General features: G+C 44.1%; 19 protein-coding genes and 1 tRNA gene. 9 read left to right on the forward strand and 11 right to left on the reverse strand.

Annotated features, from left to right (window positions below; all coding sequences use genetic code 11):
* Positions 1–47 precede the first annotated feature (47 nt).
* Both glmU and CYLST_RS00870 read right to left on the reverse strand, forming a co-directional pair.
* Entirely contained in the window at positions 48–1,406 is a 1,359-nt protein-coding gene (gene glmU / locus CYLST_RS00865; protein ID WP_015205819.1) for a bifunctional UDP-N-acetylglucosamine diphosphorylase/glucosamine-1-phosphate N-acetyltransferase GlmU, read from the reverse strand.
* A gap of 70 nt (positions 1,407–1,476) precedes the next feature.
* Positions 1,477–2,439 carry a tRNA (5-methylaminomethyl-2-thiouridine)(34)-methyltransferase MnmD gene (locus CYLST_RS00870; protein ID WP_015205820.1) on the reverse strand — a complete coding sequence of 321 codons (963 nt, stop codon included), beginning with the start codon at positions 2,437–2,439 and terminating at the stop codon, positions 1,477–1,479.
* Between the two features lie 122 nt (positions 2,440–2,561).
* On the opposite strand from CYLST_RS00870, the gene CYLST_RS00875 reads away from it, so the two are divergent.
* Entirely contained in the window at positions 2,562–3,380 is an 819-nt protein-coding gene (locus CYLST_RS00875; RefSeq protein ID WP_015205821.1) for a sulfurtransferase, read from the forward strand.
* Between the two features lie 40 nt (positions 3,381–3,420).
* Here the strand turns inward: CYLST_RS00875 and CYLST_RS00880 are convergent, their stop codons facing one another.
* On the reverse strand, positions 3,421–4,701 hold the full coding sequence (locus CYLST_RS00880) for a porin family protein (protein WP_015205822.1): 1,281 nt from the start codon (positions 4,699–4,701) through the stop codon (positions 3,421–3,423).
* A 442-nt stretch (positions 4,702–5,143) separates the two neighbouring features.
* Here CYLST_RS00880 and CYLST_RS00885 point away from each other — a divergent pair, with 442 nt between their 5' ends.
* From CYLST_RS00885 to CYLST_RS00900, 4 genes are all read left to right on the forward strand, one after another.
* The gene (locus CYLST_RS00885) at positions 5,144–6,835 is read left to right on the forward strand and encodes a FecR domain-containing protein (protein WP_245587453.1); all 1,692 of its coding nucleotides are present in this window, start codon (positions 5,144–5,146) and stop codon (positions 6,833–6,835) included.
* Between the two features lie 147 nt (positions 6,836–6,982).
* Complete coding sequence (gene gor, locus CYLST_RS00890; RefSeq protein WP_015205824.1) at positions 6,983–8,359, forward strand: glutathione-disulfide reductase; 1,377 nt, start codon at positions 6,983–6,985, stop codon at positions 8,357–8,359.
* 30 nt (positions 8,360–8,389) lie between these two features.
* Positions 8,390–9,028: a YqiA/YcfP family alpha/beta fold hydrolase gene (locus CYLST_RS00895; RefSeq protein WP_015205825.1), complete on the forward strand. Its 639-nt coding sequence runs from the start codon at positions 8,390–8,392 to the stop codon at positions 9,026–9,028.
* A 177-nt stretch (positions 9,029–9,205) separates the two neighbouring features.
* Positions 9,206–10,357: a histidinol-phosphate transaminase gene (locus tag CYLST_RS00900; RefSeq protein WP_172642170.1), complete on the forward strand. Its 1,152-nt coding sequence runs from the start codon at positions 9,206–9,208 to the stop codon at positions 10,355–10,357.
* Here the strand turns inward: CYLST_RS00900 and CYLST_RS00905 are convergent, their stop codons facing one another.
* Together CYLST_RS00905 and CYLST_RS00910 are read right to left on the reverse strand one after the other, a co-directional pair.
* Positions 10,358–10,909 (reverse strand): hypothetical protein, encoded by a 552-nt coding sequence (locus tag CYLST_RS00905; RefSeq protein WP_015205827.1) that lies wholly within the window; start codon positions 10,907–10,909, stop codon positions 10,358–10,360.
* A gap of 519 nt (positions 10,910–11,428) precedes the next feature.
* A complete protein-coding gene (locus CYLST_RS00910) occupies positions 11,429–12,046 on the reverse strand; it encodes a GNAT family N-acetyltransferase (RefSeq protein ID WP_015205828.1) in 618 nt (205 codons plus the stop codon).
* A 44-nt stretch (positions 12,047–12,090) separates the two neighbouring features.
* Here CYLST_RS00910 and CYLST_RS00915 point away from each other — a divergent pair, with 44 nt between their 5' ends.
* From CYLST_RS00915 to CYLST_RS00940, 4 genes are all read left to right on the forward strand, one after another.
* Positions 12,091–12,279: a hypothetical protein gene (locus tag CYLST_RS00915; RefSeq protein ID WP_015205829.1), complete on the forward strand. Its 189-nt coding sequence runs from the start codon at positions 12,091–12,093 to the stop codon at positions 12,277–12,279.
* 901 nt (positions 12,280–13,180) lie between these two features.
* On the forward strand, positions 13,181–16,750 hold the full coding sequence (locus CYLST_RS00930) for a response regulator (RefSeq protein WP_015205831.1): 3,570 nt from the start codon (positions 13,181–13,183) through the stop codon (positions 16,748–16,750).
* Between the two features lie 47 nt (positions 16,751–16,797).
* Positions 16,798–17,937, forward strand: coding sequence for a hypothetical protein (locus CYLST_RS00935; RefSeq protein ID WP_015205832.1), 1,140 nt, complete (start codon positions 16,798–16,800; stop codon positions 17,935–17,937).
* A gap of 54 nt (positions 17,938–17,991) precedes the next feature.
* Positions 17,992–18,062, forward strand: a tRNA-Gly gene (locus tag CYLST_RS00940).
* 446 nt (positions 18,063–18,508) lie between these two features.
* On the opposite strand, the gene CYLST_RS00945 is transcribed toward CYLST_RS00940, so the two are convergent.
* The 6 genes from CYLST_RS00945 to pstS all read right to left on the reverse strand — a co-directional run bounded on the left by CYLST_RS00945 (position 18,509) and on the right by pstS (position 23,577).
* Positions 18,509–18,916, reverse strand: coding sequence for a hypothetical protein (locus CYLST_RS00945; RefSeq protein ID WP_015205833.1), 408 nt, complete (start codon positions 18,914–18,916; stop codon positions 18,509–18,511).
* A complete protein-coding gene (locus CYLST_RS00950; protein ID WP_015205834.1) occupies positions 18,913–19,131 on the reverse strand; it encodes a hypothetical protein in 219 nt (72 codons plus the stop codon). The genes CYLST_RS00945 and CYLST_RS00950 overlap by 4 nt, the downstream gene beginning before the upstream one ends.
* A 381-nt stretch (positions 19,132–19,512) precedes the next feature.
* Complete coding sequence (gene pstB / locus CYLST_RS00955; protein ID WP_015205835.1) at positions 19,513–20,319, reverse strand: phosphate ABC transporter ATP-binding protein PstB; 807 nt, start codon at positions 20,317–20,319, stop codon at positions 19,513–19,515.
* Between the two features lie 49 nt (positions 20,320–20,368).
* A complete protein-coding gene (gene pstA / locus CYLST_RS00960) occupies positions 20,369–21,247 on the reverse strand; it encodes a phosphate ABC transporter permease PstA (RefSeq protein ID WP_015205836.1) in 879 nt (292 codons plus the stop codon).
* Positions 21,248–21,261: 14 nt separating this feature from the next.
* On the reverse strand, positions 21,262–22,212 hold the full coding sequence (gene pstC, locus CYLST_RS00965) for a phosphate ABC transporter permease subunit PstC (RefSeq protein WP_041232908.1): 951 nt from the start codon (positions 22,210–22,212) through the stop codon (positions 21,262–21,264).
* 186 nt (positions 22,213–22,398) lie between these two features.
* Positions 22,399–23,577 (reverse strand): phosphate ABC transporter substrate-binding protein PstS, encoded by a 1,179-nt coding sequence (gene pstS / locus CYLST_RS00970; protein WP_015205838.1) that lies wholly within the window; start codon positions 23,575–23,577, stop codon positions 22,399–22,401.
* Positions 23,578–23,747: the final 170 nt, after the last annotated feature.

Here is a 23,747-nt window from a genome sequence, read left to right on the forward strand (position 1 = left end):
CTCTACTGCTGATTGTTTGGGGTGCGTTGGGAACGCACCCTACAAAGCTAATCTTTTACACTCTTGTTTCGCCAACCACGTTTGACTACTTGGCGACTACGGGCAATTACTAAAGAATCATCGGGGACATCTTCTGTAACTGTTGAACCGGCTGCTATATAGACATCATCACCTAGGGTAATAGGTGCAACTAAAACGCTATTAGAACCTGTTTTGGTACGATCGCCAATTTTAGTCTTGTGTTTCTTGACGCCGTCATAGTTGGCGGTAATTGTCCCTGCACCAATATTTACCTGAGATCCGGCTGTGGTATCGCCTAAATAGGATAAATGAGCGACATTTGTGCGATCGCCTAATTGAGTATTTTTCAACTCCACAAAATTACCCACACGGCAATTAGCACCCACCTCTGCATGACCCCGCAAATGAGCATAAGGGCCGATTTTGCTTCCCGTCTGCACAACGCTATCCGTCACCACAGAATACTGCACAGTGACATTTTGACCCAAATCGCTATTTTCAATTAAACTACCAGGGCCAATGCGGCTACCGGACTGAATCACTGTATTTCCGCGCAGGTGGGTTTGAGGTTCAATAATGATATCTGGTTGTAATTCCACCGTTTCATCAATGGTGATGCTTGGGGGGTCAATCAGCGTAACGCCTGCTAGTAGCCATTTTTCTTTGATTCGCCTTTGCAAAATTTCGTAAGCTGTGGCAAGTTGTAGGCGATCGTTAATTCCCAAAATTTCTTGATCATCTTCCACATCCACCGCCATCACCTGTCCCACCTGGGTAACAGCATCCGTGAGGTAATATTCCTTTTGGGAATTATTTGCCTCTAAATGGGGCAACACCTTGGCTAAATTTTGCCAACGGAAGCAGTAAATTCCAGCGTTAACGCGGTGATTTTGTCTTTGGGTGGCAGTACAATCCTTGTGTTCTACCATTTGTTGCACAAAATTTTCACCGTTACAAAAAACCCTTCCATAACCTGTAGGATCACTCAGGTTTGCTGTGAGGATGGTGGCGGCGTTTTGATTTTCTTGGTGAGTTTGCCACAAATGCTTTAAAGTAGCGGTGCGTAATAACGGGACATCGCCATTCAACACCAGCAAATCCCCCGTGTAGCCCTCAAGATAGGGAAGTAGTTGCTGGATGGCATGACCTGTGCCCAATTGCTCAGTTTGTTCGACAAATTCCAAGTTAGGAATTGAATGCATCGCGGCTTTAACTTCCTCGGATTGATACCCGACAATTACTAGCCGCCGTGAGGGCGAAAGCGGTTCGACACTGTCGATAACTCTCTCAATTAGCGATCGCCCACCCAAACAATGTAAAACCTTGGGCAGGTTTGATTTCATCCTTGTGCCTTTTCCAGCCGCTAAAATTGCTACTACAACCATAATTAGGTATCAATAAATTTCAATGATGAATGCTTTTACTTCTTTGAGATTCAGGCTCAAATCATATCAGCTAATCATCACAGACCAAAATGTTAAACAACTCAGAGGATCTTGATTGCTTAAGTTTTTTTGCCCACCTTTTTTGCCAACGGGAGCTAGGTTCTAGAACAGAGGCTTGTTGCTCTTGTTGTCGACGCATTATTATAACTTCGGCTGAATCCCTCAATTCAGGATCACGGTAAGGAATGGCCGCACGAGTTTGTAAATGTTCTTGTTCAGCTTGAGAAAGTGGGGGAATTGGGGTAATGTCTTTCTCTTCATCTCCCCAACCCCCCACCTCCCCATCTTTAGAATGGGCGGCTATAGTCCCAGGTGTCCGCCTACCTATGGGTGTAGTAGAACTTATCACCAACCCAGCCGCTAACAGCGCAGCGCGTACAGTAGCCGCACAGGAATAAGTTGCTAGTAAGCCATCTTGATGTAAGCACAGGGCTACTTGGCGGATAAATTCTACAGTCCATAACTGCGGACACTTGGGCGGTGAAAAGGGGTCAAGAAAAATGGCATCAGCTTGGAAACCTGACTGATGTACCGGCTGAATTGATTCTCTAGCATCGCCTATTAGTAACTTTGCTTTCAAGCGGTCTGTTTGGACTTGATGCTTAAAAGCTAGTTGAGTCAAAATTTCTTGATACTCGTAGTCCCAATCGTGGAATATATGCTGGTTAATGGCTGCTTTTGGAACTGCTGGATTGAGTTCTAACCCGATGACTTCAACATAACAATTGGGATTTGCTTCCCAAATTACCTGTAAAGCAGCTGCTGTGTTGTATCCTAGACCATAACAAATATCTAAAAGTCGCACAACTCCATTATCGGCTGCTGTCGTCAGTTTAGTAGGAAGTGCGAATTTAAGATAACTCTCTTGTCTAGCTCCATAATGGCTGTGAAACGCTTCGTCAAATTCTTCAGAGAAGAATGTAAAAGAACCATCGTATGTTGGTTGGGGTACAAAATTATCTAAATCTGACATTTTGCTAGTAACACTAAACTAATAATTAATAACTAATAACGAAAAAAGTCCAATCTTCCCTTTTGCTCCTTGCCCCTTGCCTCTTGCCTTCTACTTAACTAATAACTAATGACTAATGACTAATGACTAATAACCAATTTGCTGTTTCTCAAAAATGGCTATTTGAACACCTTGATGATCCACAAGTTGTTATTGTCGATTGTCGCTTTTCTCTGGCTGATCCACAACTAGGACAACAGCAGTACCAAGCAAGCCACATCCAAGGATCTTACTATCTAGACTTGAATCAGGATTTATCTAGTCCCGTGGGAGAGCATGGGGGAAGACATCCTTTACCTAATCCCACTGATTTAGCGAATAAGTTGGCAAAAATTGGGGTGAATTCCCAAAAAACTCTGGTTGTCGCCTACGATGATTCTCGCTTTGCCTTTGCATCTCGGCTGTGGTGGCTGTTGCGCTATCTAGGACATGAGCAAGTAGCTGTACTCGATGGCGGCTTTGCTGGATGGCAAAAAGCTGATTATCCCGTCACAGATTTGATTCCTCCTGCACGTCTGGCTACATTTACCCCCCAGATCCAAACAGAACTGGTGGTAGATATTACAGCCGTTAAAAGTCGCAAAGATAACCCGGAGGTAATTTTGGTAGACTCTAGAGAAAGCGATCGCTATCGCGGTGAACGAGAGCCGATTGATAAAATTGCCGGTCATATTCCCGGTGCAGTTAACTACCCTTGGCAAGAAGTCACAGACTCTTCAGGCTACTTACTTCCCCAGCTAGAGCAACGCCGTCGGTGGAATAATTTAGATCCAGCCGAGGAAATTTTCGTTTATTGTGGTTCTGGCGTTACAGCTTGCGTAAATTTACTTTCTTTAGCACTAGCTGGCATTCCCACAGGTAAACTTTATGCTGGTAGTTGGAGTGATTGGATTAGTTATTAGTCATTGGTAATTGGTCATGATCACAGAAAACCGACAGATTTCAAAATCTACCTAATTGTAAATTGTAATTTACACTGAAGAACCAGCTAGAAAAATCAATGTTTGGGACGGTAGAACCACCTAAGGTCACACCACTCTGCAAATTCATATTGCTGGAGGTGGAGATTCGGTAATTTAAGTGCCCAAATAGCCGATGAAATTGGTCTTCTCGTTCGCGCTGTGTAAAGTCTGACAAGCTCAACTGGTAGTCAAGACCAATATTCAGGGGCTTTTGCAAGTAGTAGCTCAAGGAAACCCAAGCAAAATTATTTACCCGGCTACGGTTTCCTGGGTCAGAAAAATTTACACTCAATTCGTAGAAGCTATCGAGAAATAATTTTTGTGTTATGGGGTCGCGTCTTCCCAATGATAGCCGCAGAGCATTTTCGTTCAAAAAGCGATCGCCTGCTTGAATGCTATCAAAGCGATCGCCATTTTTAGCAAAAAACAACTGTTGATTACTCCAATTGATTTCACCATACATTCGCGGTGATAGTTGCCGGTAAAGACCAAGGTTGAATCTCAACTGGTTGTAATCGTATTTTGATTGATCGATATAACGAATCAGATTGCCATCAATTGACCCGTTTAAATAGGTCTTAGGCCCCAAGGGGAAATATGCAGAGGCTAGTGTCAGTCCGGAAATAATCAAACCATCCTCTATGGGTCGATTATTTGTGGAAAAAATATTACTTGTCTGGAAGTAGCCAACGCGAGCCTTTAGGTAGCCTATAGGTTTCGACTCAGCCAGGGGTTTTACTGTCGTTGGGGGTGGCAGTTCTTCTAGCGGTCGTGGCCTCACCCGCAGCCCCAGTTCCCGATTGCTATCTGATTCAGGATATGGCTGTGTTTTTTCTGACAGCAGCCGCCTTTGCCTCTCAAGCTTTTCAGATTCCTCTATCTGAAGTGGACTCAAAAGTTGCTCCATTGCTTCTGGAGTAGATTTGGGAAGATTGTTTGGTGGCTCTTCTAGTTGTGTTAGGTCGTTGCGCTGTTGAGTATTGTCAAGTTCTTCGGTTAGTAATTGGCCGGGTTTAGCAATTGGTTGCGTAAGCGGTGCTGGATTTGACGCAATCTGTGTGTATAAAGGAGGAAAATCACTGGATTGTTGAGTTACCTCTGAAAAGGTTAAAGCATTTAACCGTGATAATACTTGATTTTGACGATATCCAGTGTCTGAATTTGCCGCCAGTACGCCGTGTACCCCTATGTAAAGCCAGTTACCAGCGCTGGATGCCAATAAAATCGAAAATAATAAATTTTTCCCCCACAGGGGTTGCATCTTTAATGATATTAATCGCATTTTGCAAACATATATTCACAACTTGTTAGCAGCAATAACTAGAAAGATATTCTTTATGCCCATTTTGTTAAAATCAGCCAGTGCTTCACCTCTTTTAGCTGATCAAGAATTTCTTGTTACGTTAGATTCTGACTTTAAATTCAGGCAAACTCTGTTTCAAATTATAAACTTAAATATTTTATAGATAAATTTGTTGTCTAAAAAATAGATTTACAATAAAATTTAGATAAATTAACCTAATGAAACTTACTGTAATTACTAGCAGAGCTTCAAAGCTTTAACATCAAAATTTATATTTTACTGCCTTGTTATCAATAGTTTTTGCCGAGGTTCCAAAATTATGTTGCGTAAGTTTTTTCCACTATTGGCCATTAGTTTATGGGGGATTGTATCGCTGCCTTTGACAAATCAGGCAGGTGCTATGACTCCTCTGATGCGAGCTGAGATTCAGAACCTCCGCAATTTGGTGCAACTGATTCCCAAAAATAAACCGCAGAAACGTCCTGCACGCAAATTAGATGCCCTGATTCCTGGGGATGGTTTATCGACAGGTCGAGCTTCACTAGCAGATTTGCGCTTCAATGATGGCTCTTTGGCACGAATTGGAGAACAGGCAGTATTTCAATTTTTGCCGAAGAATCGAGACTTTAGACTGTCAAATGGGACTGTGCTACTGCTTATCCCACCGGGAAGGGGGCAAACACGTATCCAGACACCGAATGCAGCAGCTGCAATTCGCGGTTCAGCTTTATTTGTCCGCTACAACCAAGAAACAGATACCACGATTGTGGGTGCGTTGACAAATAGCGGTATTGAAGTTGCAAACAAAAAAGCTGATCAAAATCAGGTGCTACAAGCAGGGCAGCTGATGGTTATCGTTAAAGATAAATTTCAGGGCTTATACGATTTTGACCTGAGAACTTTTTATGAAACGAGCAATCTGGTGCAGGGACTTGATTTAACGAAGAAAAGTCTTGAGTCTACGCCAGATCCGGCGATCGCAAGTGTTCAAGCTGAAATCGTTGCTGCTTTAACGGCACAGTCACCAATCACCGGACAAGGAGTAGTTGAAAACCCATCTTTTTTAGAAAACACAGCTAGTTCTACAAATTCCCCTAGCAAGGACGTTAGCACAGAAAATTCCCCGATAAATTCTTTTGTGGACACAGGAGAAGTCCTGTCAGATCCTATCCAGCAATCTGGGAATGGTAGTAATTCCAGTAATCAAAATTCTGGTGGCCCTGGTAATTCTGATGGTCAACCAGGCGGTGGAAATATCAACAACCAAGATTCTCCACCGGGTAATTCTGATAATCAACCAGGCGGTGGGAATACAAACAACCAAGATTCTCCACCGGGTAATTCTGATGGTCAACCAGGCGGTGGGAATACAAACAACCAAGATTCTCCACCGGGTAATTCTGATGGTCAACCAGGCGGTGGGAATACAAACAACCAAGATTCTCCACCGGGTAATTCTGATGGTCAACCAGGCGGTGGGAATACAAACAACCAAGATTCTCCACCGGGTAATTCTGATGGTCAACCAGGCGGTGGGAATACAAACAACCAAGATTCTCCACCGGGTAATTCCGATGGTCAACCAGGCGGTGGGAATACAAACAACCAAGATTCTCCACCGGGTAATTCCGATGGTCAACCAGGCGGTGGGAATACAAACAACCAAGATTCTCCACCGGGTAATTCCGATGGTCAACCAGGTGGTGGGAATACAAACAACCAAGATTCTCCACCGGGTAATTCCGATGGTCAACCAGGTGGTGGGAATACAAACAACCAAGATTCTCCACCGGGTAATTCCGATGGTCAACCAGGCGGTGGGAATACAAACAACCAAGATTCTCCACCGGGTAATTCCGATGGTCAACCAGGCGGTGGGAATACAAACAACCAAGATTCTCCACCGGGTAATTCCGATGGTCAACCAGGCGGTGGGAATACAAACAACCAAGATTCTCCACCGGGTAATTCCGATGGTCAACCAGGTGGTGGGAATACAAACAACCAAGATTCTCCACCGGGTAATTCCGATGGTCAACCAGGCGGTGGGAATACAAACAACCCAAATTCCGGTAATGGTAGAAATAACTAATATTCTTCAGCCCTGACATCAGAGCAGCTGCTAACGCTAGATTAAATCAAGGACAAGACTTACCCAGGGGCGCTGAATATCTTAGTTCAATCAACTCTTCTGGGTAAGTTAAAAGCAGCTAAATTGTAGCGAAAAACAGCTAAATTTATGACCTTTGATTACGACCTATTTGTTATTGGTGCTGGTTCTGGGGGTTTGGCGGCTTCCAAACGGGCGGCTAGCTACGGGGCGAAAGTGGCGATCGCTGAAAACGATTTAGTTGGCGGTACTTGTGTAATTCGCGGTTGTGTTCCCAAAAAGCTCATGGTCTATGCTTCTCACTTTCCTGCCCTATTCCAAGATGCCGCAGGTTATGGCTGGAAAGTAGGTAATGCAGAATTGGACTGGGAACATTTCATCACATCCATAGATCAGGAAGTCCGGCGACTGTCAGCAATACACATCAGCTTGTTAGAAAAGGCTGGAGTGGAATTAATTTCTGGTCGCGCCACTTTGGTAGACCCCCACACGCTAGAAGTTAATGGCAAAAAATTTACAGCAGACAAAATTTTAATTGCTGTAGGTGGACGTCCCATCAAACCGGATTTACCTGGTATGGAGTATGCCATTACCTCTAATGAAATATTTCACCTAAAAACACAACCAAAACATATCGCCATTATTGGTGCTGGTTATATCGGCACAGAATTTGCTTGTATTATGCGCGGTTTGGGTTGTGAGGTGACGCAGATTATCCGGGGAGACCTAATTTTAAAGGGCTTTGATGAAGATATCCGCACAGGTATTCAGGAGGGAATGACAAATCACGGAATTCGCATTCTCCAAAACACCGAGGTAACAGCAGTTGAAAAGGTGGAAGCAGGACTGAAGTTGAGTTTATCCGGGGAAGATCAGACAGACATCATCGCTGATGTGTTTTTAGTGGCGACCGGTCGGACTCCCAATGTTGATGGGTTGGGTTTAGAAAATGCTGGGGTTGATTGCCTTCCTAGTTCTGTGGAAGGCCCAGGATACAGCACTACAGACGCCATTACTGTCAACGAATTTAGTCAAACTTGTCTACCGCATATCTTTGCTGTAGGTGATGTCACAGATCGCTTAAATTTAACTCCTGTGGCCATTGGTGAAGGTCGCGCCTTTGCTGATAGTGAATTTGGCAACAACCGCCGCGAATTCAGTCACGAAACAGTTCCCACAGCGGTATTTTCCACCCCCGAAGCGGCTACAGTCGGCTTAACGGAAGCTCAAGCACGGGACAAACTCGGTGATGCTGTTACCATTTATCGCACTCGCTTCCGCCCGATGTACTATACTTTGGCCGGGAAACAAGAAAAAACCATGATGAAGTTGGTGGTGGATGCGAACACCGACAAAGTACTGGGTGCTCACATGGTGGGAGATAGCGCAGCTGAAATTATTCAAGGTGTGGCGATCGCCGTCAAGATGGGCGCAACCAAAAAAGATTTTGATGCTACCGTCGGTATCCATCCCTCGTCTGGGGAAGAATTCGTCACGATGCGGTAAATTTTGTATGGACGTGATGAATTTTAAATTTTGAATTCCTTCATCTATCTTCACGGCTTTGCTAGTAGTCCTAAATCTGCCAAAGCGCAGGAAATTAGCGATCGCTTTGCCCAAATTCTCCTCAAGCTGAAAATTCCCGATCTGAATGCAGGCGATTTTAGCCAACTGACAATCACTCGTCAGTTAACTCAAGTCGCTGCCGAATTCAGTGACGATGCTGCACCTGTGACACTGATTGGCTCTAGTTTGGGCGGTTTAACAGCTGCCCACTTAGGGCAGCGATACCCACAAGTGCAACGCCTTGTTTTGCTAGCACCAGCTTTTGGGTTTTTATCCCATTGGTTGACTAAGTTAGGGGAGATAGGGGTGCAACATTGGCAGCAAGAAAAATTTCTCCAGGTGTACCACTACGGCGAAGAGCGATTGTTGCCTTTAAGTTACGATTTCCTGACAGATGCCACTCAATATCAAGAGGAGGAGTTGCAACGTCCCATTCCTACCTTGATTTTGCATGGCTCTCATGATGAAGTCATCCCGATTACCGCCAGTCGCGATTTTGTGCGATCGCGTCCTTGGGTAGATTTAATAGAATTAGAAAGCGATCACGCTTTAGGCAATGTCACCGCAGAAATTTGGCAGGCAATCCGCCTTTTCTGCCAATTACCTTGAAGTTGTAAGATATTAAATTCCCACTCAAGTTATTAGTCATTTGACCTTAATTAACTAATCTTGACTAATGACTAATGACTAATGACTAATGACTAATGACTAATGACTAATGACTAATGACTAATGACTAATGACTAATGACTAATAACTAATGACTAATGACTAATGACTAAAATTATGCTTCCCTTCATCCGGTCAGACTTAGCCCAATTCAACGCTTACAAACCCCACCCCAGCAGCGATACAGCTGAAGCCGTCCCCGCGCAGTTTGACCGGCTGGATACAAATGAAAGCCCCGATGATTTGCCAACCGAGTTAAAAGCAAAGCTAGCCTGGACATATCAGCAAGTAATCGAAACAAATCGTTATCCTGACGGTGGACATGAAACACTCAAGGATGCGATCGCCGAATACGTTAATCAGTCAGCCGCCCTCTCGCCATCAACCTTCACTGCTGCTAATATTTCCGTGGGCAATGGTTCAGATGAACTAATCCGCTCATTATTAATTGCCACCTGTCTGAAGGGAGAAGGTTCAATTCTCGTTGCCAATCCCACCTTTTCAATGTACGGAATTTTGGCAGAAACTTTGGGAATACCCGTGGTGAGAGTGGGTAGAGATGCAAACAACTTTGAAATTGACTTAAAAGCCGCCCAGTCGGCGATAGAAGAAACTCAAAATCCGCCAATTCGGGTGGTTTTTGTCGTGCATCCCAATTCTCCCACCGCCAATCGCTTAACTGCGGCAGAGTTGGCTTGGTTAAGAAGTCTGAGCGAGCAGATTTTGGTAGTGATTGATGAAGCTTACTTTGAATTTAGTCAGATGTCCCTAGTTGGGGAATTAGCACAGCGTCCTAACTGGGTAGTGCTACGTACCTTTTCTAAAGCTTTTCGGTTAGCAGCGCTACGTGTTGGCTATTGTATTGCTCATCCAGATGCGATCGCTATTTTAGAAAAAGTCCGCTTACCCTATAATCTTCCTAGCTTCTCTCTCGCCGCAGCATTAGTAGCTTTGCAAAACCGCACTCTTTTGCTAGATTCAATTCCCCAAACCCTCAGCGAACGAGCCAAACTGATCACCGCTTTATCCCCACACCCAGCATTACAAATAACAGAAAGTGCCACTAACTTTATTTACTTGCGTCTTCAACCAAATGGCTCCTATCCTCCGATTCAGCCACAAGACGCAGCTTTCCGCCTAAACCAAAAACTGAGGAATCTCGGCACGCTTGTGCGGCTGCTGAGTGACGGATTGCGAATTACTGTAGGCACTCCCGAAGAAAACGCCCGCACACTGGCTCGAATCCAAGCTGCTTTAGCTACTGACTGATTAATTAAAACTACTGTCTATCTCGCTGCCCAGACGGCTGACTATTCCCACCGTTTGTGGCAGCACACCCACTAACTGGGCAAAAGCCACATCCGGTAAATCAGCCACCATTTCTGGTGTAAACCATTGTTCAAATTGGTCGAGAATTTTATGCACTCGCTGCCCGGACACTGGGTTTTCTGTAATTTGTTTGATCAACCGAATCCATTGTCGCCTAATCAAGTAAGCTTTCTGGCGATCTTCATTCGAGTCAGGAGTTAATAAAGACAGATTACCTATAGGCAGCACCCATTGGCAATCAGCATCATGATCTCCACCCACTGCTGCTCCCGGCCCAGCAAACTCTGCATGGTATTGTTTAAAGAGTATTAACCCATTCCGCCTACGACTATTGACGATAAAAACTTTTCCACTGTGCAGAAGCGTGAGTATATCCGAGCCTTGAGATTGCTCGGCTCCATCTAGCATGACCATAGGGTCAAGGAAACTGGTGTCAGAGCAATAAGTTGATACCATAGCAGTCTGATAGCGGCGACGCTTTTCGCTATCCATTTTTTCTCAAACTTCCGATGAATTTGGTAGTACTATGCACTTACAAGACAAAATTGGCTATTCAATCAAATCAAGTTTTTGATTTATATGAAATTTTCAAGCAATGGCTGGCAAATTTAACTAAGTTAGAAATAAATAGGTGTTGTTCAGTAATTTAATCATATTCTATGGGATTTGGCTGGATTTGTCTCCAACTGTGGGGGTCATTTTTTAAAGCTTTTATAAAGATGAAATCCTAAATACAAAGTTAGGATGAGGAAGGGAAAATTTACTAAATGTGATTTGGCGGATAATATTTATTGTTAAACAAAAACAATAAATTAAGATATAACTTAATATTGATAAGTAGCAAAGCCCAGATAATAGTTATTTTAGCTTGAAAAAAGCCTAGATAAAATCTCTACCGGAGAATTAGTCATAGCGCTTCTCGCTTACTCTGGGGGCTAGGGAGTCTTAAGACCCCCCAGGCAAATTTGCTATTTTCAAATAATATTTGCACTCCAGCCCACTGTTCGGATGTCACATATTTGAGTTAGGGCTCAAATGCTTGTGCAAGAATATTTGCCGTGAGCGGCTGAGGAGAAATAGATTCCAATGAGATTCGACTTTATGCACCCGATATCCCAACTTGAAATAAAGCTGCCGTGCCTGATGGTTATTTTCCAAAACATGAAGATATAAATCTTTAAATCCCCATTCTTGGCAAACTTGTTCACAGCTAATCAGCAATCCAGTTGCCACACCATGCCTACGATATTTTGGGTGAACAGCTAAATTAGATAGGTAAGGAAAACTCCGGCTAACATTTGTCCACGAGTCACTGAAACGTACACCCAGTTCCACAGTTCCCACGACATTATTAGCTCCACCAGTAGTAGTGTCAACCGCAACCAAACAAACGTGATGGGGTGAAGGCGAGGCTAAACGGTGCCTTAAGTCTTCGTAAATACCCAACCGTAGCAACGGGAAAGCCCATCCCCATAGACCCTTTTGAGAGTGAAAGCTTTCGGCAATAATTTGGGTAACACCAGTAAAATCGGCAGGTGTAGCCACACGGAATTGCAATTGCCAAGAAGTCTCTTCGGCAGCATTTGTGACTGGCTGTTGGTGGTATGGGTGAAAAAACCAGGATGTCAAGGCTAGTTTATTATTGATTTTATTTAATGAAAATCTTCTCAAGTATGCTCAAACACCATCCAACCTGGATGAAAAATCTCAATTCCCTAGAAGATGCAACTGGCGGTGATACTAAGTCGCGAGCAGAAATAGCCTCATACGGGGTGCAGATTGTGGGTTACTGTGCATTTTCCTATACTTCAGTTATTATCTTCAAACAGCAACTCAGTACAGAATTTACAATTCGCTGTTGATCGTGAATCAAACAAAGTGTAAAACTTTGTTTGGGGTTTCGTTCGTTGTACTCGTCAAAGTGGCTAGGACTAGCTCTTTGATAAATCCACCCTGCTGAGTTCATGAAGTTCAGGTGTATCCCTGGTTTGAGGGTAGAGAGGTGAGCAAGATCTTCAATAAAAAATTGGTTGGCAGTGATCTGACTTGGGTGAGTACCTACAAGCGTAGCAGAACCTGTCTAATTGTTGGCCCAGCAAACCAAAAGGCGACTCTGGTTTCCAATCACCCCTGGCAGCAGCTACTGGCTTCTTGGCTGCTATTTGATCAAGGGGACTGGTTGTATGGGTACTGGGTGCTGGATACTAGGAGAAGAATCTGCAAAGCCACCCAATGCTCAATCCCCAATTTAATATCCAGTGCCACTTGTCTGAGTATTATTTCTGATTTCTAAATGGGAAAGAGGTATTTGTCTAATAGATAGTATACTTTGCCTTTAAATCTTATTGTTGTAATATTTCTGACTCTACCATGACCACAATAAATAAAATTGACCTGCAAGTGTTAGTACAACTTCTACAACGGGCAAACTTAATAAGCGGCAACGGGTGGATTTTTCAGCCAGATAGGAGCACTGTATGTAGTATGAGAAAGTTATCGGCAGAGGTGAGGGCAGATTTGGCAAGTCAACTTCAACTTTTTTACACTAAAAATTACATGAAACCAATTGCGCTGCACCAGAGCCAGGGGCAATCGGTACGAGCCATTGAGATCGGTTACTGTGAGTAAACGCTCCTACATTCAGCAGTCATGTAGCCAGACAGTCTTCTTGGTCAAAATGCTCTGCTCTTACCTGATTCAGAAATATCTCTAAGAGATCAGATTATTCTTTATCCGACTGCCTTTGCAGCAGGAAAGCGGTGCATGAAATCTCAAGCAAACAGTAAGCCTAAAATTTTGGTTGTCGACGACGAACCAGACAACCTTGACTTGCTTTACCGCACTTTCTATCGCGACTATAAGGTGCTGAGGGCAACCTCTGGTCCTGCGGCACTGGAACTGCTCTCCCAAGAGGGGGAGGTCTCTGTGATCATCTCCGATCAGCGGATGCCGATGATGAGCGGTACAGAATTTTTGAGTTTGACAGCAACTCAATATCCAGATATTATCCGGATTATTTTAACTGGCTACACCGATGTCGAAGACTTGGTGGAAGCAATTAACGCTGGTAAGGTATTCAAATATGTAACTAAACCGTGGGAGTCAGAGGAACTCAAAGCCGTGGTACGCCAAGCTTTAGACACCCACAATGTTCTCAAAGCCCGCACCCGCGAACTCACCCGTACACTCCGTCAGGAATCGCTGCTGAATACTGTCACCAATACGATTCGCAGTGCCTTAGACTATCGGCAAATTTTGCAAGCAATTGTGGACACGGTGGGCCATATGTTGGTGGCGGATGTCTGTCTGTTGCGTCCCGTACATGATGAGCAGTTGTCGGAGGCGGGATTTATTTACCTGAAAACGGCTAGTGAAGGTGAAGCAGAGGTTTCAGGCGATAGCAGCAGTATTGCTTCTTCTGGTTCCCCATCCGCCCTATTAGCTCAAACGGTGTGGGAAACCCGTGAAGTGCAGGTAATTGCCGATGTGGTTGGTGACGATCGCATCTCTGACCAACGTGCCGCAGCTTTTGCTGCTGCTAATATTTGCTCCAGCTTAATTGTGCCGCTGATTTGCCAGCAAGAACTGATGGCAGTGCTGGCGCTACACCAGTGCTCCCAACAACGCCTCTGGGCGGAGGAGGAGGTGCAACTGGTGTTAATGGTAGCGGATCAGGCAGCTCTAGCTTTGTCTCAGGCTTATGCTTACGAGCAAGTACGTGCTTTGGCCAAGCGAGAAGCTCTGATTAATACGATTACTAGTGCGATTCGCTCTAGCCTAGACCCTCAAGATATATTTGCGGCTATAACTCAACAACTGGGACAAGCTTTACAAGTTGATGGCTGTGCCCTGTCTTTGTGGACAGAAGATGATGAATTTGTTCAGTGTGTAGGTTTGTATGATAGTTCTCAATCTCTAGAGTCAAGTCAGGACAATCACTTAAATAGCAATCATCGCCTTGAGCTACTGCAATTGCCTCACTCGCAAGCCCCAATTCAGGAAAATCCGATACTGCAAGAAATTTTGCGAACACTGGAACCTGTGGTAATTGCGGATGTCAGCAATTCTCCGGCATTCGTTCAGGGTTTTGATTTACCCTTGAATGTGCCAGGGCAATCGCCAAATGCTTACGTAGATGCTCAACGTTGGCATAGCCTGTCCGCAGGACTTACGGCACTTCACTCCGCGCGATCGCTGATGGTTGTTCCCCTAGTGGCTGATGGCAAATGTATCGGCAGCATCACCCTGCGAGAAGGGAGTAAAGTGCGACGGTGGCTGGCATCGGATATTGAACTGGCGTTGGCAGTAGCAGCACAAGCCGCGATCGCCGTTCAGCAGTCCCGCTTATACCATAAAACTCGCGAGCAAGCAGAACGCTTATTAGTACTAGACAAACAAAAAACTGAATTTTTCCAAAATATCTCCCATGAATTTCGGACTCCGATCACCTTGATTCAAGGTCCTTTAGAGTCAGCGGTGGCGATTGGTGAGGGATTATCTTATTCCCAAAGTGCGATCGCCCTCCGCAATTCCCGCCGTCTGCTGCGATTAGTAAATCAACTACTAGATTTACAACGCCTAGATGCCGGGAAAATGCAGCCTAGTTTCCGTCCCTGTGATTTAGTCGAATTTGTCAACCAAATTGTCGAATCGTTTCGCCCTTACTGTGAGAAAAAGGAACTGCATCTCGCTACAGTGTTGGTTGAATGCCCAACAGTGTACTTGGATATAGAAAAATTTGACAAAGTTGTTTACAACCTGCTGTCAAATGCGATGAAATTTACTCCCGAAGGGGGCACGATCACTGTCAGACTGCAACCAGGAGATGGATGTTGCATCTTACAAGTAGAAGACACAGGCATTGGCATTGTTCAAGAACAAATTCCCCACCTATTTGAGCGCTTCCGCCAAGCTGAAGGCTCCGAAAATCGCTCCTATGAAGGCAGTGGTTTGGGTTTAGCCTTAGTCAAAGAATTGGTGGAAATGCACGGTGGTCAAGTCACTGTGGAATCAGTTTATGGACAAGGTACCACCTTTACCTTATTGCTAGTCACTGGCACAGCTCACTTACCCACCGAGCAAGTACTAGAAACTCCTGAACAAATAAACACCAGCCGCGCTAGGGTCGAATTGGCTGATTTAGAACAAGTAGAGTCAACCACAGATAACTTTGAAGGTATTAGCGGAAATTTATCACCTAGTACTGACACTCAGAACTCCAGCGGGCAAAGTCTTGTTCCCCTAGGAAATGGACACCTACTTTTAGTCGTAGACGATAACCCAGATCTCCGAGGCTATGTAGCTGATATACTCCGCCGCAGTGGCTATCAAGTGCAGACGGCTCGTAACGGTTATGAGGGGTACGGTATAGCCAAGGAAATTGCACCCAGCTTAATTGTCACTGACTTAATGATGCCCTTGGTGACAGGACTAGAGATGATTCGGATGATCCGCAGCGAGGAGAAATTGAGAGGCACACCGATCATTCTACTCACAGCCAAAGTTGATGAGGAAACCCGCATTGAAAGTACAGAACATGGCGCTGATGCTTATTTAGCTAAACCATTTAATGACCGGGAACTTTTGGCAGAGGTGCGGAATCTTTTAGCCTTAAAGGAAAACGAACGCCGAGTTTTGGAGTTAAACACTTATCTCACAGAATCGGTACTCAAGCGCTTTTTACCGCCTGCATTGGTAAAAAAAGCCGCCGCAGGGACTTTGACTCTAGATTTGCGACCGGAACCGCGCTTGGTTACAGTTTTGTTTAGTGACATTGTCGGTTTTACTCAGCTATCAAATACCCTCCGCTCTCGAAGAGTCGCAGAATTGCTAAATGAATATTTAGAAGCTATGTCCAAAGTTGTCTTTGACAATGGCGGCACTGTAGATAAATTTATGGGAGACGCTATTTTAGCTTTATATGGAGCGCCAGAAGAACTAACACCAAATGAGCAGGTGCGCCGTGCTATTAGTACAGCCAGAGCAATGCACCGCTCGCTAGCTCAGTTGAACCAGCGCTGGCATGACCAAGGTATTTTTGATTCCGACAGACGCAATGGCGTACAGTTTCGCTGCGGTATCCACCAAGGCACAGCTGTTGTGGGGATGTTTGGCAGCGCTGAACGCGCCGACTACACCGCCATCGGACCAAGTGTGAATATTGCCGCCAGACTACAATCTGCTGCTCTTCCCGGTACCATTCTGGTTTCTGCTGCTGTAGCCGATTATTTGCAGGAAGAAGAAATTACTAAAGGTAGTCCTCTAGAACTCAAAGGAATAGATGAAACAGTTCTAACTTTCTCTGTTTCACCAGAGCTAATGGCTAGCCGCTAAAAGTCGGAGGTTTATACTGGTGGGTTTCTTGCTTCAAATTTTTTAATATGGCACCATCGGTTACGGATAAAACTCTAATTCCCACCAAAGCCTGGAGGAGACATACAGATCCACCTCTTTTGTGGATTACTGTAGCTATAAGTTCAGTTTCCCTGCACTTGCTGGGGTTTTGGCTAATGCGCTCATCTAATGAGTTTAAACCCTGGTTTCCTCAAGTATCGCCTGGCTCAATCGCCATTGACTTTGTAGATATTTCTCCATCAGCAAAACCAATAGCCAAATCCACATCAATAGCCACAAAAGTTTCGCCAAAACCACCGACAACCCAGCCTAAGCTGACAGCAACACTTGCTCCAGAACCGACACCGACATCTATATTCGTACCAGAACCGAGGCTCACACCAACACCAACACCAACACCAACACCGAGACCGAAACCAGAAGCAACACCAACACCAACACCAACACCAACACCGAAACCAGAAGCAACACCGACACCAACACCGACAAATCCAGTTGGTAGTTTCCCCGGAAACCGCCGTCAACAAGTCATACTGGGAGAGGGAAAACTACTACCAAAAGACCCTCTATCAGGTTTAGCAAGTCCGACTACGAACGCTTCACCAAGTCCAACTACGAACCCTTCACCAAGTCCGACTACGAACGCTTCACCAAGTCAAACTGCGAACCCTTCACCAAGTCCGACTGCGAACCCTTCACCAAGTCAAACTGCGAACCCTTCACCAAGTCCGACTGCGAACCCTTCACCAAGTCCGACTAGCCAAACTCCCGAATCTCAGACAGGGGGAGGACTAATAGCTGCTTGGAAAATTTTAAATCCAGAGGAACAGAGGGAAAAGAGTCGAAGCGATCGCCCTCCTGATGATTTAATTCTACCCACAATCAGGACTGGCGAAGGCGAAATTGATTTAACTGGCAACACTAACCAAAATCTCCCCAAAGGTGTATTCCTCGTTAGCTTAGTAATTGATAACATTGGTAAGTGTATAGGTGCTGAGGTTCAAGGTTCAGACTTACCACCACAGGAAAAGAAAAAATTGGCAGAATTCGCCAAAGAAACTTTCCAAAAACAGCAATTTCAGCCGGCTCGCTTCCCCGATGGTAAAACACCGCCCTCCTTAAGTAATGTGTTTGTAGAGTTCACAATCAGTGACAGCCAGCCGTAAAAAGATGCTTGATTTTTCACCGAGACTGTGCTAACTTAAAACGGTTGGAGTTACGCGGGTGTAGTTTAGTGGTAAAACTTTAGCCTTCCAAGCTAATAATGCGGGTTCGATTCCCGCCACCCGCTTTAAAAAACATCCATATTGTATATGGGTTCAGTATTTTATTGGTAGAAAGTGAAAAACTCCCTTGACTCACTTTCTAGCAATTTTGTACCAATTGTAAATACTACTCAGTGAACTAGTTTGTAGTTAGTAGTTAGTACATTTGTATGGTGTGGAAAATAGCATCTACCAATTTTCCACCAAGAGTAAATTTTCCAAAAATACAGCTACTAGACAGTTGAACTGATACAAGTGCTGACATTAAGTATTATATAAAGCACATATAATTGTCATTGCATATTTTAGCTAAAAATGTTGCATACTCAACACCCTAAGTTGCATACTCAACATCCTAAACTGTCTAACTCATTGGGACTCATAACCTTTTATCGTCAAATTAATAATTCTTAGAGACGTTCAGGAAACGGGACTCCTAACATTTAACATTTCTATGTAAGAGGCAGTATCCTTAATTCTCGTCAACCCCTATCTTCACGCCAAAAATTTGTGCTATGTAGCGGAAAAAGTTTAATAAAGACTTACCCCAAATTTTTATTTGATCGGGTTCTAAGTTGCTACAGTCTGCTTTATGCGCTATTGAATGGCGTTTCTGAATCAATAAATTAATATTATCCAAATCTTGTTTTTTCAATTTTTCGCCATCTTCTTGTACTGAAATATGAAGAAGATTTAAAAAGGAAGTCACATCATCAAGAGAATTAAACAGTATAGCGTTATCAATAAAATATTCCATTTCATTCAAGAGGATTGATTCAATTTTCTCTTCTCTTCCATCTATTAACTCTAACAAAGTTAATTTAGCTTTTTTATTTCTAATTCGACCACTATACTTGTTTATTTTATTATTTTTTTTCAATCATCATTACTTAATTCTACCCATCTTGCACGAGCTACCGTTCGTAAAAGTTCTTCTAAAGTTGCATGAAGAAATACCACAGAAGCACCAAGCAAATCTTGACTGGTTCTTTTACTGTCTTGTGTATGCTCGTTTTTTAATTTTACAGCTAAATCAAGGAGACGACGCGCTCTCCAAAAATTAGCAAATATCTCTTTAACTTCTTGGTTATTCATTAGATAGTGACTCAACTAAAATTAATATTATTTGCAAGGTATTCGTTGTGTCTATTTTTTTGTGAATCCATAGCCTTCCAAGCTAATTAATAATGCGGGTTCGATTCCCGCCACGCGCTTTAAAAAATATCTATTCTCCAAAAGTAAGAAGGTAAAATTTTAGGGATAGATATTAGATTTAACTTCTTTTAGCTTGTTGACTTTCAAGCAAGAAAAGTCGGTTTTAGCCCCAAATGGGTTTATAACCCCATAAATGAATTTAGGGGTTTTGAATTTTGCCTGAGAAAATTTCCCCGTTCACCCGTTGAGGGTATGGGGGTTTAATTTTGATGGTTGGCTAGATTATTTCGACGTTGGCAAACTTCAGTCTAAGGGAGGAATTTAACCGAATCTTCCGCTGATATAATCTCTTGTGTCTTGCTGCTGCGGATTGTTGAAAATTGTTGCCGTCTCGTCGTACTCCACCAAATAGCCGTTACGACCGCCTGTTTCTGTAGTTCTGACATTGAAAAAGGCCGTCTTATCAGAAACCCGTGCTGCTTGTTGCATATTGTGGGTGACGATGACGATGGTGTATTGCTCTTTGAGTTCGTGAATCAGTTCTTCAACCCGCAAGGTGGAGATGGGGTCAAGGGCGGAGCAAGGCTCATCCATTAGGATAATTTCTGGTTGTACGGCGATCGCTCTGGCAATACACAACCGCTGTTGTTGTCCACCGGATAAGGAAAGACCACTTTGGTTGAGTTTGTCTTTCACTTCATCCCATAAAGCCGCTTTCCGCAAACTCTGTTCTACCAATTCATCCATATTGCCTTTGTAGCCATTGATTTTGGCACCAAAAGCAATATTGTCTTTAATTGATTTAGGAAATGGGTTTGGTCTTTGAAACACCATCCCAATACGCCGGCGTACTTCTACAGGATCAATCTCGGATGCATACAAGTTTTTACCATAATAATAAATCTGGCCTTCTGCCCGAAATGACTCTATGAGGTCATTGAGGCGGTTATAGCATCGTAGTAACGTACTTTTACCGCAACCCGAAGGGCCGATGAAAGCTGTTACCTGATTTTTCGGGATGTCTAGCCAAATATTCTGCAAGGCTAAAAATTTGCCGTAGTAAACGTTGAGATTTTCTGTACGTAAAACGGTTTCGGTACCATTCTCTGTACTAATGTTAGTAGCCATAAATAGTCTGGTTTAAGTTTTCGGAATGGTTATGCGCTCTGAGATTCCACTAAGCTTTTTGCCTGGTTGCCCAGCGAGCGATGATACTAGTAATCAGCACCATCAACACTAAAATTAGAGACGCCGCCCAAGCTAGTGACTGCAAATTTTTAAAGGGAGTAGTCGCAAAGTTGTAAACCAAAACAGCCAGGGATGCTGTGGGTTTGAATAAGCCCTCAGGCCAGAAGGAGGAAAATAGTGCAGTGAACAGTAATGGTGCTGTTTCTCCAGATGCTCTGGCGATCGCTAAAGTTGAACCAGTTACAATTGCTGGTAGAGCTGCTGGTAACACTACTTGTGTCACCGTTTGAAAGTTAGTCGCTCCTAACCCCACAGATGCTTGCCGCAAATCTTGGGATACTAACTGCAAAGCTTCGTCCGTGGTTCGCACAATAATAGGCAACATCAAAATTGCCAGCGCAAACCCCCCACCAAAAGCTGAGTAGGAACCTAAGTTGAGTTTTACTAATGTCAAAACTACAATCCCATAAGCAAATACCCCGGCAATAATTGAGGGTACTCCACTGAGGATGTTAGTCGCAAACCGCACCCACCTAGCTACTTTACTAGAGCTAAATTCTGTTAAATAAATTGCTGCTAATACACCAAAAGGAATGCTAATCAGCGCACCAATCCCCACCATTAGCAGCGTTCCCAAAATAGCATTACCAAAGCCTCCTCCCTTGCGTAGAGGTGCTGGTGGCAATTCCGTAAACACGCTGAGACTCAGACTGCTAAAGCCTTGAATCAGGACATAAGAAAGCACTGCCAGCAAAGGCAAAAGCACCAATGCCCCACATATGAATGCTACCACGGTCATTGCCGTGTTAAACATTGTCCGGGAAGAAGAGGAGCGAGTCAGGCTGCTTTCGGGAAAAAGAGAAGACATAATTCAACCTATAACTACAGTCGCTTGACCCGGAGAACGATAAACTCTGCCAAAATATTGACTGCTAGTGTCAAGAAAAACAAAACTAAAGCAGCATACATTAAAGCTGCAACTTGCAAACCACCAGCTTCGGAAAATTGACTTGCCAGTAGAGACGAAATTGTATTGGCAGGTGCTAGAAGTGAAGCGCTAATGTTGTTGGAATTGCCAATCAACATCGTTACAGCCATTGTTTCTCCCATAGCCCTACCAAGTGCCAACATCACCGCACTGACAATGCCAGAAAAGGCAGCGGGGATGATAACTTGAAAAATAGTTTCCCAACGGGTTGCACCCAGTCCGATGGCTGCTTGGCGCAAACTGGGGGGTACAGAAATTAAGGCATCACGGGATATAGCGGTGATGATTGGCAAAGTCATAATCGCTAAAATGACTCCCGCAGATAACATGGACGGCCCTGTGGGAGGAGTGCTAAAAATTGGCAGCCAGCCAAAGGAACTATGGAGCCATTTTCCCAAGTTGGTTAAGATGGGAACCAAAACAAAAATGCCCCATACTCCATAGACGACGCTGGGAATGGCAGCCAGCAGTTCTACCAAAAATACCAGTACGATTCGCGCCTTGGATGGCAGAAAGTTCTCGCTGAGTAAAACAGCGGTGCCGACGCCAATAGGGACAGCTAACAGCAAACCCAGAAAAGAACTCATGAGAGTGCCATAAACTTGTGGCAGCACCCCATATTCATCATTAACGGGGTTCCAACTGGTCTTAACGAGAAAGTCGGTGCCAAACTTTTGGATGGCTGGACTTGCCCCAATGGCAACTTGTAAGGTAATCCATAATAAAGTGGCGGCGATCGCTAAAGCAAAAATCCGAGTTAGGGTAATAAAGCCGCTATCTAGAGACTTATCTAGTGGCGATCGCTGTTTAATCGCTGATGGCAGGTTCTGAGAATTTGTAGTCATGACTACTGACTGTAACAATTTAAGCTGTAAATATGTAAGGGGGGAACCAGATTTAGGGAAATTTCGCCTCATCAGATGAGTGAATCCGAGACATCAGTAAATCAGGGTTCCCACCTATAAACACCCAGAGAGCGACAAATCTAGCGATGGTGCTTTAATTGCGATCGCTTAATCAATCTCGCTCGACTACTTGCTAGCGCTAGAACCACTGCTAACAGCGATTTTATAGTCAGGACTGATTTGGTCAGCTGCGGCAGCCACTTTGGCAATCACGCTTTGCGGTAGAGGCACATACCCCAATTCAGTAGCCAACTTCTGACCATCAGTCAAAGCGTACTCAATTGCCGCTTCCACTGCCTTTGCTTTTGCCGCATCGGGATATTTTTTATACGCCAGAACCCAAGTATAGGTAACAATAGGATAGGAATCTGCACCTTCTGGATCAGTAATAAAAGCGCGGAGATTATCCGGCAGAATTACAGCTTCCAGGGTTTTAGCTGCTGACTTGTCGCTAGCTACCACAATACTGCCTGATTTATTTTCCAAAGCAGCAAAATTGAGTTTATTTTCTTTAGCGTAGGTATACTCGACATAACCAATAGACCCTTGAGTTTGTTGGATTTGGGCGGTCACACCTTCATTCCCCTTAGCACCAACTCCTACAGCCCATTTTACACTTTTACCGTCGCCAACTTTACTCTTCCACTCCGGGCTAATGGCGCTAAGGTGTTTTGTAAATACACCAGTAGTGCCGCTACCATCAGAACGATACACAACCGTAATCGGCTGTTTAGGCAGCTTTGCTCCAGGATTAGCCTTAGCAATTAGGGGGTCGTCCCAAGACTTGATTTTGCCTAATAATATATCGATGTAAACTGCTCGTGGTAGCTTGAGTTCGGGAACATCTGGCAAGTTGTAAGCCAGCACAATGCTCCCAGCAGTTACTGGTAGCAAAATGACGCCCTTATCCTGTGGTACTTTCTGGATTTCTTCATCCTTCATTGCCACATCGCTGGCACCAAAGTCTACAGTACCTTTAATAAATTGCTCAACCCCAGCACCGCTACCTACTGACTGATAGTTGACTTGCAAATTCGGATATTTTTTGTTCAACTCAATGAACCAACTTGCATATAGCGGTGCTGGAAAAGATGCACCAGCACCAGTTAAGGTAACTTTTCCACCAAGATCCAGTTTGGTTGGGCTGGAGGCAACAGTATCTTGAGCCGGGACAGGACTCTCTTTGGTAGCTGAACTGTCTGGGCTTGGCGAACCACCGCAAGCAGTCAAGCTGATTCCCAGTGTTAATACGGTTATTGAAGTTGTGAAGCGATTATTTTTTACTACGTTTAGAAGTGAGAGCATTGCTGTCAATTTTTTTATAAACTTCTATTTGCGGTTCTAAGATACCCCTAATTGGTGCAGCTTATGGTAAACAAGAGGTTAACAAAGAGAAAAATCTATGGTTTTCTTAGATGAATAGCAAATTTTTATTTCTTCTATGGACTAAGCAATTTTCTACTTACTCGCGTAAT

The sequence above is a fragment of the Cylindrospermum stagnale PCC 7417 genome, from assembly GCF_000317535.1.
In the GTDB taxonomy this organism is placed as follows: domain Bacteria; phylum Cyanobacteriota; class Cyanobacteriia; order Cyanobacteriales; family Nostocaceae; genus Cylindrospermum; species Cylindrospermum stagnale.